The sequence below is a fragment of the Streptomyces sp. NPDC085900 genome, from assembly GCF_044540925.1.
GTDB lineage: Bacteria > Actinomycetota > Actinomycetes > Streptomycetales > Streptomycetaceae > Streptomyces > Streptomyces gilvifuscus.
The window spans coordinates 57,087-70,518 of sequence record NZ_JBITSP010000013.1 but is presented as its reverse complement, the minus strand read 5'-3'; the positions used below and the strand labels follow the sequence as shown (position 1 = coordinate 70,518).

Here is a 13,432-nt window from a genome sequence, read left to right as displayed (position 1 = left end):
TCCGTCACCTGCCGGGGATCGTGGTGGGGGTGAGCGCGGGCGTGGGGACCGCCGTGGGGGTGCCGGCCTGCGAGACGGTGTCGGCCGGTGACTGGGCGAGGGTCTCCGGCGGGCGCAGGACCAGCGGGATCTGTGCGGCGGACTGCTGGGCGGCGGCCGAGGGGACCCCCTTGACCGTGCCGTCGGGGGCGAGGAAGGCGGGGTCGCCGCCGGGGACCATGCCGAGCTCCCGGGCGCGGCGCTGGAGGGCGTCCGGCGCGGAGTAGGCGTCGATGTCCCGCTGGAGCGCCTGTTCCTCGTCGGTGAGGTTCTTGGTGTCCTTCTGCAGGTCGTCCAGCTTGAACGAGCCCTCGCTGAGCGCGGAGTTCAGCACCAGCAGACCGATCAGACCGCCGCCGAGGAGGAGCACGACGAGAAGCACGAAGGGGGTGCGGGCCGCCTGCCCGGAGCTTCCCGGGCCGGGGAAGAGCCGGGCGAGACGAGCGGCCCGCCCCCTCAGTTCGGGTTTCCTACTCACACGGCCTCCAGTGAGTGCGGTTTCCCAACTCACTCACGCCCCTCATTGTTCGGCGTCCTCCCTGATGCGCTCGGCCCCGCGCAGCCGCGCCGGTGCCGCCCGCCGGTTCTCGGCGACCTCTTCCTCGGTGGGAAGTTCGGCACCGCGCGTGAGCAGCTTGAGCCGGGGCTGGTACCGCTCGGGGACGACCGGCAGCCCGGGAGGCGCGGTGGTGGCCGCACCGGCCGCGAACACCTGCTTGACCAGCCGGTCCTCCAGCGAGTGGTACGACAGGACGGCGATCCGTCCGCCCACGGCGAGCGCCTTCACGGCCGCCGGGATCGCCCGCTCCAGCACGGAGAGCTCACCGTTGACCTCGATGCGCAGGGCCTGGAAGGTGCGCTTGGCCGGGTTGCCGCCGGTGCGCTTGGCGGCCTGCGGCAGGGCGTCCCGGATGAGTTCGACGAGCCGCGCGCTGTTGTCGAAGGGCTCCTTCGCGCGCTCGCGCACGATGGCGGACACGATCCGCTTGGCCTGCTTCTCCTCGCCGTAGGCGCGCAGGATGCGGACGAGTTCGCCGGGCGGGTAGGTGTTGAGGACCTCGGCGGCGCTGATCCCGGTCGTCTGGTCCATGCGCATGTCGAGCGGGGCGTCCTGGGCGTAGGCGAAGCCGCGGTCGGCCTCGTCGAGCTGCATGGAGGAGACGCCGAGGTCGAACAGGACGCCCTGCACGCGCGCGATACCGAGCCGGTCCAGTACGTCGGGGAGCTCGTCGTAGACGGCGTGCACCAGGGTGGCGCGCTCGCCGAAGGGCGCGAGCCGCTCGCCGGACAGGCGCAGCGCCTCCTTGTCGCGGTCGAGGGCGACGAGCCGGGCCTCGGGGAACCGCTGGAGGAGGGCCTCGCTGTGACCGCCGAGTCCGAGGGTGCAGTCGACGACCACCGCTCCCGGCCGCTCCAGCGCGGGCGCCAGCAGATCCAGGCACCGCTGGAGCATCACCGGGACGTGTCGACTCTGGCTCAAGGGGCCCTCTCAGGTCCGGCTGGGCCGTACGCACCGCCGGGTCCCCGCCCGCTCGTGAAGGGGAGGCCTGCCGGCGCCGGAAGCGTCAGCCGGCCGTGAGCGGGAGGAGGCCGAGCCGTACGTACGCGCCGCGCACGTGGGGAGAGCCCGGAAAATCGCCGGGTCTCCGGGGATGTCAGTCCAGCAGGGAGAGCCTCGCCTCCCGCTTCGCGCCACTTTAGTCCACGGTGTCTCGCGGTCAATCAACCGGCCTGCGCGTCGCGCCCCGAGGTGCGTGCGAAGCGGCATACCGGGGAAAATCACCCGTACGGCTTTCCGTCCGCCACCTATGTGGGTTACCTCACAAGAGGACCGTGATGACGCTCTTTTCCCACCCTCACACGCAGACCGAATCGGCGGTGACCAGTAACGTCATGACTATGACGACTTCCGCATCCGTTTCCACCGAATCCGAAGGCGCCATACGAGGCGGCACGGTCACCGACCGCCTGGTCGAGGCGAACGAACGCTACGCCGAGGCGTTCACCGACCCCGGGATGGACGCCCGCCCCGTGCTGCACGTGGCGGTCGTGGCCTGCATGGACGCCCGTATCGACCTGCACAAGGCGCTCGGTCTGCAGCTCGGCGACTGCCACACCATCCGCAACGCGGGCGGCGTGGTCACCGACGACGTGATCCGTTCGCTCACCATCAGCCAGCGCAAGCTCGGCACCCGCAGCATCGTCCTCATCCACCACACCGGCTGCGGCATGGAGACCATCACGGAGGACTTCCGCACCGAGCTGGAGGAGGAGGTCGGCCAGCGCCCCGCCTGGGCGGCGGAGGCCTTCGCGGACGTCGACCAGGACGTCCGCCAGTCCATGCAGCGGGTGCGCACCTCGCCGTTCCTGCTGCACACGGACGACGTGCGCGGCTTCGTCTTCGACGTGAAGACCGGCCTGCTGCGCGAGATCGACCCCGTGTGATCGGTCCCCGGCCCTTCTCGTTCTTCTCAGAACGCGCGCATGCTGGAGCCCAAGCTCCGTAAAACCCGACATATCGCGGCCACTTGTCCACAGTCGAGTGACACGAAACGGTAACGGCAGCAAGAATGCGGGGTGTGGCGCCGCGCGGAACTTTTCCCGCGTGGTGTCCGTGATTCGGGGTGGGCCGGGGCGTACGTCTGTGCATCGGCCCATGAAAGAACGGGCCGAGGAGGGCCGGGTGACGACCTATGACGATCGAGCGAGCCTTAGTGATCTGACTGCCACTGTGGAGCGGGTCCGCAGTTCGGTGGAAGGAGTGATCGAGGGCAAGCCCGAGGTCGTACGGCTTTCGCTGACCGTACTGCTCGCCGAGGGACATCTTCTGATCGAGGACGTCCCCGGCGTGGGCAAGACCATGCTCGCCAAAGCCCTGGCGAGGTCCATCGACTGTTCGGTGCGACGCATCCAGTTCACCCCGGACCTGTTGCCCTCGGACATCACGGGCGTGTCGATCTGGGACCAGCAGCGCCGCGACTTCGAGTTCAAGCCCGGAGCGATCTTCGCGCAGATCGTGATCGGCGACGAGATCAACCGCGCCTCGCCCAAGACCCAGTCCGCGCTGCTGGAGTCGATGGAGGAGCGCCAGGTCACCATCGACGGGCAGACGTACGAGCTGCCGAGCCCCTTCATGGTGGTGGCCACGCAGAACCCGGTGGAGATGGAGGGCACCTACCCGCTGCCCGAGGCCCAGCGCGACCGCTTCATGGCCCGGGTCTCGGTGGGCTACCCGAGCGTGGAGGCCGAGCTGCAGATGCTCGACGTGCACGGCGGTGTGTCCCCGCTGGAGGACCTGCAGCCGGTGGCGCACGCGCACGACATGGTCAAGCTGATCGAGGCCGTCCGCTCGGTGCACGTCGCCGAAACGGTCCGGCGCTACGCGGTCGACCTGGTCACGGCCACCCGTACCCACCCCGACCTCAGACTCGGCGCCTCCCCGCGCGCGACGCTGCACCTGCTGCGCGCGGCGAAGGCCTCCGCGGCCCTGAGCGGCCGGGAGTACGCCCTGCCGGACGACGTCCAGGCGCTCGCCGTGGCCGTCCTGGCACACCGGCTGCTGCCCACCGCCCAGGCCCAGCTCAACCGCCGCACCGCCGAGCAGGTCGTCCAGGAGATCCTGCAGCGCACGCCGGTGCCCGCGACGCCCCAGCAGGGCGCCCTCGGGCGTGGCACGCCGGCATACGGCCAGCAGCCGCCGCGGAGGCTGTGATGACCACCGGGGCGGGCGGGCCCGCGGACGCCGACCGCGGTGAGAAGGGCGGCATCCGCACCGCCCTGGCGGGTCTGACCACCCGTGGGCGCTCCTTCCTGGCGGCCGGCATCGCGGCCGCGATCTGCGCCTACGTCCTCGGCCAGAGCGATCTGCTGCGGGTCGGCCTGCTGCTCGCCGCGCTGCCCCTGGTCTGCGCGGTCTTCCTCTACCGCACGCGTTACCGGGTCGCGGGCAGCCGCCGCCTCTCCCCCGAGCGCGTGCCCGCCGGCAGCGAGGCCCGGGTCCATCTGCGGATGGACAACGTCTCCCGGCTGCCCACGGGCCTGCTGATGCTCCAGGACCGGGTGCCCTACGTCCTGGGCCCGCGCCCGCGCTTCGTGCTGGACCGCGTCGAGCCGGGCGGGCGCCGCGAGGTCTCCTACCGCGTCCGCTCCGACCTGCGCGGCCGCTACCCCCTGGGCCCGCTCCAGCTGCGCCTGACCGACCCGTTCGGCATGTGCGAACTGACCCGCTCCTTCTCCTCGTACGACACCCTGACGGTGATCCCGCGCGTGGAGGCGCTGCCGCCGGTGCGCCTCAGCGGCGAGTCCAAGGGGTACGGCGACGGGCGGCAGCGCTCGCTGGCCCTGGCCGGCGAGGACGACGTGATTCCCCGCGGCTACCGCTACGGCGACGATCTGCGCCGTGTGCACTGGCGCTCCACCGCCCGCTACGGCGAGCTGATGGTGCGCCGCGAGGAGCAGCCCCAGCGCGCCCGGTGCACGGTGCTGCTGGACACCCGGGGCATCGGCTTCCGGGGCGCGGGCCCCGACTCGGCCTTCGAGTGGGCCGTCTCGGGCGCCGCGTCCGTCCTGGTGCACATGCTGGAACGGGGCTTCTCCGTGCGGCTGTTGACCGACACCGGCAACTCCGTGCCCGGCGAGGGCGCCGACGGGTTCGCCGGGGCGAGCCAGGAGACGGCCGACGCGGCCGGGCTGATGATGGACACCCTCGCGGTAGTCGACCACTCGGACGGCGCGGGCCTGTCCAGGGCGTACGACGTGCTGCGCGGCGGCAACGAGGGGCTGCTGGTGGCCTTCTTCGGCGACCTGGACGAGGAACAGGCCACGATCGTCGCCAAGATGCGCCAGCGCAGCGGGGGCGCGGTCGCCTTCCTGCTGGACAGTGACGCGTGGGTGCGGGAACCGACCGATGTGCCCGGGCCGTTGAACCGGCGTGAGGAGCGGCTGCGGATGCTGCGGGAGGCGGGCTGGACGGCCCTGAGCGTGCCGCGCGGCACCGCGCTGAGCGAGCTGTGGCGGCAGGCGGACCGCGAGCGCGCGGGTCTGGGCGTGGCCGCGGCGAGCGGGGCGAACGGTGAGGGGGCGGGCTCATGAGCGGGCGGGCACGACTGGCACTGTGCACCTGGGCGGCCACGCTGATGGCGTCCTGCGCCCTGCTGCCCCTGGTCACGCCCGCCACCTGGATCCTGCAGGCGGCCCTCATGCTGGGCGTGCAGACCGGCGTGGGCGCGGCGACCCGGCGGGTGCCGCTGGCCCGGCCGCTGACGGTGGCGGCGCAGGCCCTCGTGACCCTGCTGATGCTCACACTGGTCTTCGCCCGGCAGCAGGCGTTCATCGGGATCGTGCCCGGGCCGGAGGCCTTCCGGCACTTCGCCGATCTGCTGCAGCAGGGCGGCGACGACATCGCGCGGTACGCGATACCGGCGCCGCTGGAGTCGCACGGCATCCGGCTGATGCTGCTCGGCGGTGTCATGATCATCGGGCTCGCGGTGGACACCCTCGCGGTGACCTTCCGCAGCGCGGCCCCCGCCGGGCTGCCGCTGCTCGCGCTGTACTCCGTCGCCGCGGGACTGTCCGACGGCGGTACCGACTGGCTGTGGTTCCTGGTGGCGGCGGCCGGCTATCTGATGCTGCTCCTCGCGGAGGGCCGGGACCGGCTCTCGCAGTGGGGGCGGGTGTTCGGCGGGGCGCCGCGCACCCCGGGCGGGGAGCCGGGCGCGATGGCGCCGGTGCGTACCGGACGGCGCATCGGGGTGCTCGCCCTGGGGCTCGCCCTCGTGGTGCCGGTCGTTCTGCCCTCGATGAGCGGCGGTCTGCTGGACGGCGCCGGGACGGGCGTGGGGGCCGGCAACGGCAGCGGGGGCACGATCTCCGCGGTCAACCCCCTGGTGTCGCTGCGCGACAGCCTGAACGTGGACGAGGACCGTCAGGTCCTGTCCCTGAAGACCAACGGCGACGTCGCCGACCTGTACTTGCGGATCGTGTCCCTGGACGACTTCGACGGCAGCACCTGGAAGCCGTCCAAGCGGCATGTCACCGGCGTGCCGGACAAGCTCCCCACCCCGACGGGCCTCGGCCCGGACGTCAAGCGCGCGGAGATCGAGACCCGTGTCTCGGCCGCGGACTGGTACGCCCAGGACTGGCTGCCGATGCCCTACCCGCCCAGCGGCGTGGAGGTCGGCGGCAAGTGGCGCTACGAACCGGTGGGCATGACGCTCGTCGGCGACCACGGCGAGACCACCCGCGGCAAGACGTACCTGGTCAAGAGCCTCGACGTGCAGCCGACGGCGGAGCAGCTGGCCGAGGCGCCGGAGCCGCCCAAGGCGCTGAAGGACGAGTACACCAAGCTGCCGAAGTCGCTGCCCGACGTGGTGCGGACGACCGCCCGCAAGGTCACCGAGGGCTCGACGAGCCACTACGAGCAGGCGGTCAAGCTCCAGGACTGGTTCGCCGTCAACGGCGGTTTCCAGTACAGCACCCAGGTGCAGGTCGGCACCGGCCCGCAGGCGATAGCGAAGTTCCTGAAGGACAAGGAGGGCTTCTGCGTCCACTTCTCCTTCGCGATGGCGGCGATGGCCCGCAGCCTGGGCATCCCGGCCCGGGTCGCGGTCGGCTTCGCGCCCGGCACCCCGCAGTCGGACCGTTCGGTGTCGGTGGGCCTGAAGGACGCCCACGCCTGGCCCGAGCTGTACTTCGAGGGCGTGGGCTGGACCCGCTTCGAGCCGACCCCCAACCGGGGCGTGACGCCGTCGTACACGCAGTCGGACACGCCGGGCAGCAGCCTTCCCGACCTGCCGCGGAGCTCGCAGTCGGCGGGCGCGTCCGCGTCGGCGGCGCCGTCGGCGAGCACGAGCTGCGGGGTGCAGCAGAAGAAGCTCCAGGAGTGCGGCAACGCCCTCCCGGTGGACGCGGCCAAGCCAGGAGGCGGCGGTCCTGCCTGGTACGTCGCCGGGTGGACGCTCCTCGGTCTGCTCGCGCTCGTCGTGCCGCTGCTGCCCATGCTGTGGCGCATCCGCCGGCGCACGGTGCGGCTGGCCTCGGCCCAGCACTCCGCGTCCGGCACGGTGTCGGCACGCGGCCGCAGGGAGCGGTCCGCGGACGGCCTCGCCGCCGGTGAGGTCACACTGACGGGCAGCTCCACGACGGTCGAGGCGGAGGCGCAGTACGCCGCCGAGGTCGCCGCCGGGCATGTGCTGGCCGTCTGGCGTGAGCTCACCGACACCGCCTGGGACTACGGCATCGTGCCGGACGACGCGCTGACCCCGCGGAAGGCGGCGGCGCGAATCGTACGGCTCGGGGAACTGGAACCGGTCGCCGCGGAGTCGGTGCACCGGGTGGCGAGCGCGGTCGAACAGGTGCTGTTCGCGCCACGGCCGCACGCCACGCCCGGGCTGGCCGACGACGTCCGCACCCTGCGGGCGGCACTGCGCTCACGGGCGAGCTGGACGACCCGGGTGCGCGCGGTCCTCGCACCACGGTCGGCGGTCCGCGCCCTCTGGGACACCTCGGACCGCTGGAACGCCTTCAAGAACCGCACGACGGAACGCTGGACCGCACTGCTACGACGCCCGTCGGGACAGCAGAGCGGCTGAGGCCCGGGGCCCCGGGCACAGGGCGAGCGAACGTCTTGTGCCCCGGGCACAGGGCGCAGGGCGAGCGTCCCGTGCCCGGGTCACGGGCACAGGGCGAGCGCCCTGCCGGTCGAGCCGCGGGCGCAGGTGAGCGCCTTGAGAGCCGGCACGCGGGGCGCAGGTGAGTGCGCTGAGGACCCACACGCGGGCGCAGGGCGAGCGCCGCTGCCACCCGACCCTCGGGCACAGGCGCGCGCCTTGAGAGCCGGCACGCGGGGCGCAGGCGGAGCGCGCCCTGCCGGTCGAGCCGCGGGCGCAGGTGAGCGCCTAGAGGGCAGCACGCGGGCGCCAGTGAGCGCCCGCCAGCCGCCCCGCAGGCGCAGAGCGGCACCCTGCCAGCCGCCCCACGGCAACAGGCGAGCGCCCTGCCAGCCGCCCCGCAGGCGCAGGACAGCCCCCTGCCAGCCGGCCCGCGGCCACAGCGCACCGCCTGACGGCCGACCGTCGGACGCAGATGGGTTGAGCCCTCCCGCCGGGCACCGGCGATGCGGGACCGTCGGGCACCGGCGTACATGCGAGGCCTCGTCGTCGGGCATACGTGAGGGGGTGACCACCCGTGGTGGTCACCCCCTCATCGGTATGGGGAGCGCTAGTGGCCCTGCTCGTCGCGGCGCCGCTGCCAGCGCTCTTCGATGCGGTCCATCACTGAGCGCTTCGGCCTTCCCTGGCGGCGCGCGTGCGGGGCGCCCGCGGCGGGCTGTTCACCCGGCTTGGGAGCCTTGCGCCAACCGGTCACGGCCAGTACGGCACAGCCCAGCATCACGAGGAAACCCACCACGCTGAGCCAGACCTGCTTGGCGACCATTCCAGCCATGAGGAGCGCGATACCCACGAGGAAGCCCGCGACCGCCTGGTAGACCCGCCGCCGGGTGTACGTACGCAGCCCGCTTCCCTCGAGCGCCGACGCGAACTTGGGATCTTCGGCGTACAGCGCTCGCTCCATCTGCTCGAGCATGCGCTGCTCGTGCTCCGAGAGCGGCACGGAGTCCTCCTCATCGTGCAGTCGCCGGGGCGACCCGGGGGTCCCTTCAGGATAGGCAGGGAATCGCCCCCGTGAAACCCGCCCCTCTGCGCCAATTGGCCAACCGGAATCCGCCATCGACGTCCCGGCTCGCTGAATCTTCCATTCCCCAGCGACCGGCCCGTCATGCCGGGTGATCTCCTTCGATCATACGGCTCCGAGCCCCCGAACGGGGGGCCTGTGGCGTACTCCATGCGCAGCCAACGCGCTGATCAGCGGCGCGTCTCGGGAGGAGACTCAGGCCTCGTCGGCCCCTCGCGTCTCACCGAGCACATGAAGCTGGGTCGCCACGGAGTGGAAGGCGGGGAGTTCCGCCGCCGCCTCCTCCAGCTTCAGCAGAGCCTCCAGGGCACCGGGCTCGGTGTCGACGAGCACGCCCGGCACAAGGTCGGCGAAGACCCGTACGCCGTGCACGGCGCCGACCCGGAGGCCCGCGCCCTCGACCAGGGCGGTGAGCTGTTCGGCGGTGAACCGGCGCGGCACGGGGTCGCCCTCGCCCCACCGGCCGTTCGGGTCGCCGAGCGCCTGCCGGGCCTCCTTGAAGTGGCCGGCCAGGGCCCGCGCGAGCACGGCGCCGCCGAGTCCGGCCGCCAGCAGGCTGAGCACGCCCTCGGGACGCAGGGCGGCGACCGCGTTGCGCAGGCCCTCGGCCGGGTCGTCGACGTACTCCAGGACGCCGTGGCACAGCACCACGTCGTGGCTGCCGCGCTCGACCACGTCGAAGAGGCCGTGCGCGTCGCCCTGGACGCCCCGCACCCGGTCGGCGACGCCGGCCTCGGCGACGCGGCGCTCCAGCGCGAACAGCGCGTTCGGGCTGGGGTCGACGACGGTCACGCGGTGGCCGAGGCGGGCGAGGGGCACCGCGAAGTTGCCGCTGCCGCCTCCGGTGTCGAGGACGTCCAGCGCGTCGCGGCCCGTGGCCTTGACCCGCCGGTCGAGGGCGTCCTGGAGGACTTCCCAGACCACGGCGGTACGGAGAGAGGCGCGAGGTCGTAGCGGGTCCGACACGGCAGTTGACTCCTCGGCGCGGCACCGCCTGTTGCACGGCGGAGCGAACGGGCTGCCTTCCCGGCCCGCACGCGCGGCGGGGAAGACTTCAGGCGTTCTCCACCCTATTGCCTCGGACGCCCTGCCTGGTCACCGTGCGGTGTGCCCTGCGGAACGTCTCGCGTGGCGGGCCCGGTCACCCGTGCCGGTCACCCGGTGTCGGGGAAGTCCCGGCCTGCGTCCGGGTCCGTCCCCGGGTGGTCCGCGTCCTGGCGGGGCTGCGGCAGGACCGGCTGGAGGACGAGCATCCGCTCGACGAGGCGCAGGAACATCGCCACGTCGCGTATGAGGTCGTCGGCGTCCCGGCGGGTGGCCGCGCCCTGGATGCCGGCCTCGGCCCGGGCGCGGCGCCGGGCCCCGGAGGCGAACAGCGCGCTCCACTCGGCGAGTTCGGGCGCGATCTCGGGGAGCACTTCCCAAGCGCTCCGGATGCGGGCCCGGCGCCTAGGGGTGGGCTCCGGGCGGCCTCGCGCGGCGAGGACCGCGGCGGCCGTGCGCAGGGCGGCGAGGTGGGCCGTGGCGTAGCGCTCGTTGGGCGTCTCGAGGACCGCCGCCTCGTCCAGTCCGGCGCGGGCCTGGGCGAGCAGGTCGAGGGCGGCGGGCGGGGCGGCGGCCCGGCGGAGCACCGGGTGCACGTCGCTGGCCGGTCCGGTCAGTGAGGGGGCAGGGCCGGTGGCGCGGCGCCGACGGGCGGCTGCTGCGTGGTAACTGGCCATGACGAACCTCCTGTCGTCTGCGTGACGGCATGCCCACATACGGGATGTCGTATGTGCCCATCGTGGGGTATGGCACTGACAATCCGTTCCGACCTGGGCTTTTGCTTCGATCGAAAGTTCGGAGTAGTTTTTGCACTGACCAGTCAGTTCAATTGAAGTACACATCCAGGGATGGGGGAAACCGTGCCCGGAATCGGTGTCACGGCCCGCGGACTCGGGCTCAAGGGCCCACGCGGCTGGGCCTTCCGCGACGTCACGTTCGACGCGGAGCCCGGCTCGCTGATCGCGATCGAGGGTCCGTCCGGGTCCGGCCGCACCTGCCTGCTGCTGGCACTCACGGGCCGGATGAGGTCCACCGAGGGAGTGGCCACGGTCGGCGACTCCAAACTGCCCAAGCATCTGGCGGCCGTCCGCCGCGTCGGCGCGGTGGCCAACGTCGCCGGGGTGACCGACCTCGACCCGGCCCTGACCGTCGGCGAGCACCTGCGCGAACGGGCCCTGCTGCAGCGCCGGTTCGGCGACTCGTTGCGGGAGCTGCTGCGGCCGCGGGCCGAGCGCCTGCTGGAGGCGCGGCTGCGGATCGACGCCGCCCTCGCCGCCGCCGGGCTGGACACGGAGACCCTGCCCAAGGGCTCCCGTACCGCCGTACGCGACCTGGAGCGGCTGGAGGCGCTGCGCCTGTCCGTCGCCCTGGCGCTCATCGGCGGCCCGCGGCTGCTCGGCGTCGACGACACCGACCTCAAGCTCTCGGACGCCGAACAGGCCGAGGTCTGGGCGCTGCTGCGGTCCGTCGCCGCGGCCGGGACCACGGTGCTGGCCGTCTGCAGCCAGGCCCCGGAGGAGACCGTGGCCGTGAGCACGTCGGGGAAGGAGAAGGCCGATGCGCTCGCCGAAACTGGCCGCTCTTGAGCTGCGGCGCTTCGGCAGGGGGAAACTGCCGCGCGCCGCGCTCGTCGCCCTGCTGGTGCTGCCGCTGCTCTACGGCGCCCTGTACCTGTGGTCGTTCTGGGACCCCTACGGCCGGCTCGACCGCATCCCGGTGGCGCTCGTCAACGACGACAAGGGGGCCACCGCAGACGGGAAGCGGATCACGGCGGGCGACGACCTCACCAAGGGACTGCGCGACAGCGAGGTCTTCGACTGGCACGAGGTCAGCGACGAGCAGGCACGCGCGGGCGTGGAGAACGGCACGTACTACCTCTCGCTGACCATGCCGGCCGACTTCAGCAGGCGGATCGCCTCCAGCGCGGGAGACTCCCCCGAGACCGGCGCGCTCCGGGTGCGCACGAACGACGCCAACAACTACATCGTCGGACAGATCTCCAAGACGGTCTTCAACGAGGTGCGCACGGCCGCGTCCACGAAGGCCTCGCGCTCCTTCCTGGACCGGATCTTCATCTCCTTCTCCGACATCCACGGCGCGACCGTGAAGGCCGCGAAGGGCGCCGACCAGCTCAACGGGGGCATAGGGAAGGCGAAGAAGGGCTCCAAGGACCTCGCCGACGGGCTGCAGGACGCCGAGAGCGGCAGCGGAAAGCTCGTCAAGGGGCTGACGAAGCTTCACAAGGGCGCCGGCGACCTCGCGGACGGCTCGCGGCAGGTCGCGGCCGGCACGCAGGCGCTCGCGGACAAGGTGAACGGGATCGACAAGAAGGTGGGCCCGTTCCTCAAGGACAACGAGCAGACCATCGGGGACACCGCCCGGCTGGTCGCCCACTCCGCCAAGGGCATCCGCGACAACCTCGACGTCCTCGTGCGGACGGCCCCGGCCGCCGCCAAGGGCGCCCACACCGCCTCCGACGCGCTCGACGCCGTCTACCGGGCGCGCTGCGAGGACCCCGTGCTGCCGGACCCGGCCTGCTCGGACCTGAAGAAGGCCAAGGTCGCCGCCGCCGACGTGGCGACGATCGCCGACGACCTGAACACGCTGATCGGCGACCAGGACGGCGACCTGAAGAAGCTCGACGCCAACCTCGCCACCCTCCAGAGGCAGGCCCAGGCGCTCGCCGACCGTGCGCCGCACCTGTCGGAGAACCTCACCGACGCCGTATCCAAGATCAACAAGCTGAACGAGGGCGCCGGGAAGGTCGCGGCCGGCGCCAAGAAGCTGCACCAGGGGCTCGGCACGGCCGGCTCCGGCGCCTCCGCCCTGGACAAGGGCATCGGCGAGCTCGAGACCGGTGCCCAGACCCTCAACGGCGGCATGTACAAGCTCGCCGACGGCTCCGGGAAGCTCGCGGGCGGCCTGCACGACGGCGCGGGCAAGATCCCCGACTACGACAAGAAGGACCGCGACCGGCGCACCGAGGTGATGGCCGATCCGGTCGGGCTGGTCTCCAAGGACCTGCACAAGGCGCCCAACTACGGCACCGGGTTCGCCCCGTACTTCATCCCCCTCTCCCTGTGGGTGGGCTCGATGGTGGCGTACATGCTGATCCCGCCGATGAACCGGCGCGCGCTCGCCACGGGCGCGCCCGCCTGGCGGATAGCGCTGGCCGGCTGGCTGCCGGTGGTGGCCGTCGGCGTGCTGCAGACGGTGGCCCTGATGTCCGTCCTGCACTGGGCGATCGGCCTGGAGATGGCCCGGGCGGCCGGCACGGTGGGCTTCCTGTTCCTGGTGACGGCGTGCTTCGCGGCGATCGTGCAGTGGCTGAACGCGCGCTTCGGGGCGGCGGGCCGGATCCTCGTACTGGCCCTGCTGATGCTGCAGTTGACGTCCGCGGGCGGCACGTATCCGGTGCAGACCAGCCCCGGGTTCTTCAATGCGATCCACCCCTTCCTGCCGATGAGCTACATCGTGGAAGCCCTCCGCAGGCTCATCACCGGAGGCGGTCTCGTGCCCGTCTGGCATGCGTGCGTGGTGCTCGTCGCCTTCACGGCCGGCTCCCTCGCGCTGACGGCGCTGTCGGCGCGCCGCCGGCAGGTGTGGACGCTGGACCGGCTGCACCCGGAGCTGACGCTGTGATCCCGAAGAAGGCGCT

The 13,432-nt window shown here is 72.5% G+C and carries 11 protein-coding genes; 6 read left to right on the top strand and 5 right to left on the bottom strand.

The genetic code is table 11. The annotated features are described in order from the left end of the window. Positions 1-4: 4 nt before the first annotated feature. Positions 5-517 carry a septum formation initiator family protein gene (locus tag ACIGDI_RS35265; protein WP_399905488.1) on the bottom strand — a complete coding sequence of 171 codons (513 nt, stop codon included), beginning with the start codon at positions 515-517 and terminating at the stop codon, positions 5-7. A gap of 42 nt (positions 518-559) precedes the next feature. Further along, positions 560-1,519 (bottom strand): 16S rRNA (cytosine(1402)-N(4))-methyltransferase RsmH, encoded by a 960-nt coding sequence (gene rsmH, locus ACIGDI_RS35260; protein ID WP_200698972.1) that lies wholly within the window; start codon positions 1,517-1,519, stop codon positions 560-562. 419 nt (positions 1,520-1,938) lie between these two features. Between rsmH and ACIGDI_RS35255 the strand changes: the two genes are divergently transcribed. The 4 genes from ACIGDI_RS35255 (at position 1,939) to ACIGDI_RS35240 (ending at position 7,628) form a co-directional block, all read left to right on the top strand. After that, positions 1,939-2,484 carry a beta-class carbonic anhydrase gene (locus ACIGDI_RS35255; RefSeq protein WP_399905485.1) on the top strand — a complete coding sequence of 182 codons (546 nt, stop codon included), beginning with the start codon at positions 1,939-1,941 and terminating at the stop codon, positions 2,482-2,484. A gap of 238 nt (positions 2,485-2,722) precedes the next feature. Beyond that, positions 2,723-3,751, top strand: coding sequence for a MoxR family ATPase (locus tag ACIGDI_RS35250; protein WP_200698970.1), 1,029 nt, complete (start codon positions 2,723-2,725; stop codon positions 3,749-3,751). Beyond that, on the top strand, positions 3,751-5,130 hold the full coding sequence (locus ACIGDI_RS35245; protein ID WP_399905482.1) for a DUF58 domain-containing protein: 1,380 nt from the start codon (positions 3,751-3,753) through the stop codon (positions 5,128-5,130). The genes ACIGDI_RS35250 and ACIGDI_RS35245 overlap by 1 nt, the downstream gene beginning before the upstream one ends. Beyond that, a complete protein-coding gene (locus ACIGDI_RS35240) occupies positions 5,127-7,628 on the top strand; it encodes a DUF3488 and DUF4129 domain-containing transglutaminase family protein (protein ID WP_399905480.1) in 2,502 nt (833 codons plus the stop codon). The genes ACIGDI_RS35245 and ACIGDI_RS35240 overlap by 4 nt, the downstream gene beginning before the upstream one ends. A 628-nt stretch (positions 7,629-8,256) precedes the next feature. On the opposite strand, the gene ACIGDI_RS35235 is transcribed toward ACIGDI_RS35240, so the two are convergent. From ACIGDI_RS35235 to ACIGDI_RS35225, 3 genes are all read right to left on the bottom strand, one after another. Continuing rightward, the gene (locus ACIGDI_RS35235; RefSeq protein WP_200698967.1) at positions 8,257-8,649 is read right to left on the bottom strand and encodes a DUF3040 domain-containing protein; all 393 of its coding nucleotides are present in this window, start codon (positions 8,647-8,649) and stop codon (positions 8,257-8,259) included. A gap of 276 nt (positions 8,650-8,925) precedes the next feature. Beyond that, positions 8,926-9,696 (bottom strand): methyltransferase, encoded by a 771-nt coding sequence (locus ACIGDI_RS35230; RefSeq protein WP_399905477.1) that lies wholly within the window; start codon positions 9,694-9,696, stop codon positions 8,926-8,928. Between the two features lie 188 nt (positions 9,697-9,884). Beyond that, positions 9,885-10,451 carry an SAV_6107 family HEPN domain-containing protein gene (locus ACIGDI_RS35225; RefSeq protein WP_399905474.1) on the bottom strand — a complete coding sequence of 189 codons (567 nt, stop codon included), beginning with the start codon at positions 10,449-10,451 and terminating at the stop codon, positions 9,885-9,887. Positions 10,452-10,622: 171 nt separating this feature from the next. Between ACIGDI_RS35225 and ACIGDI_RS35220 the strand changes: the two genes are divergently transcribed. Both ACIGDI_RS35220 and ACIGDI_RS35215 read left to right on the top strand, forming a co-directional pair. Then, the gene (locus ACIGDI_RS35220) at positions 10,623-11,360 is read left to right on the top strand and encodes an ATP-binding cassette domain-containing protein (protein ID WP_399905471.1); all 738 of its coding nucleotides are present in this window, start codon (positions 10,623-10,625) and stop codon (positions 11,358-11,360) included. Beyond that, complete coding sequence (locus ACIGDI_RS35215; RefSeq protein WP_399905469.1) at positions 11,332-13,416, top strand: YhgE/Pip family protein; 2,085 nt, start codon at positions 11,332-11,334, stop codon at positions 13,414-13,416. Before ACIGDI_RS35220 ends, ACIGDI_RS35215 begins: the two co-directional genes overlap by 29 nt. The last annotated feature ends 16 nt before the right edge of the window (positions 13,417-13,432 follow it).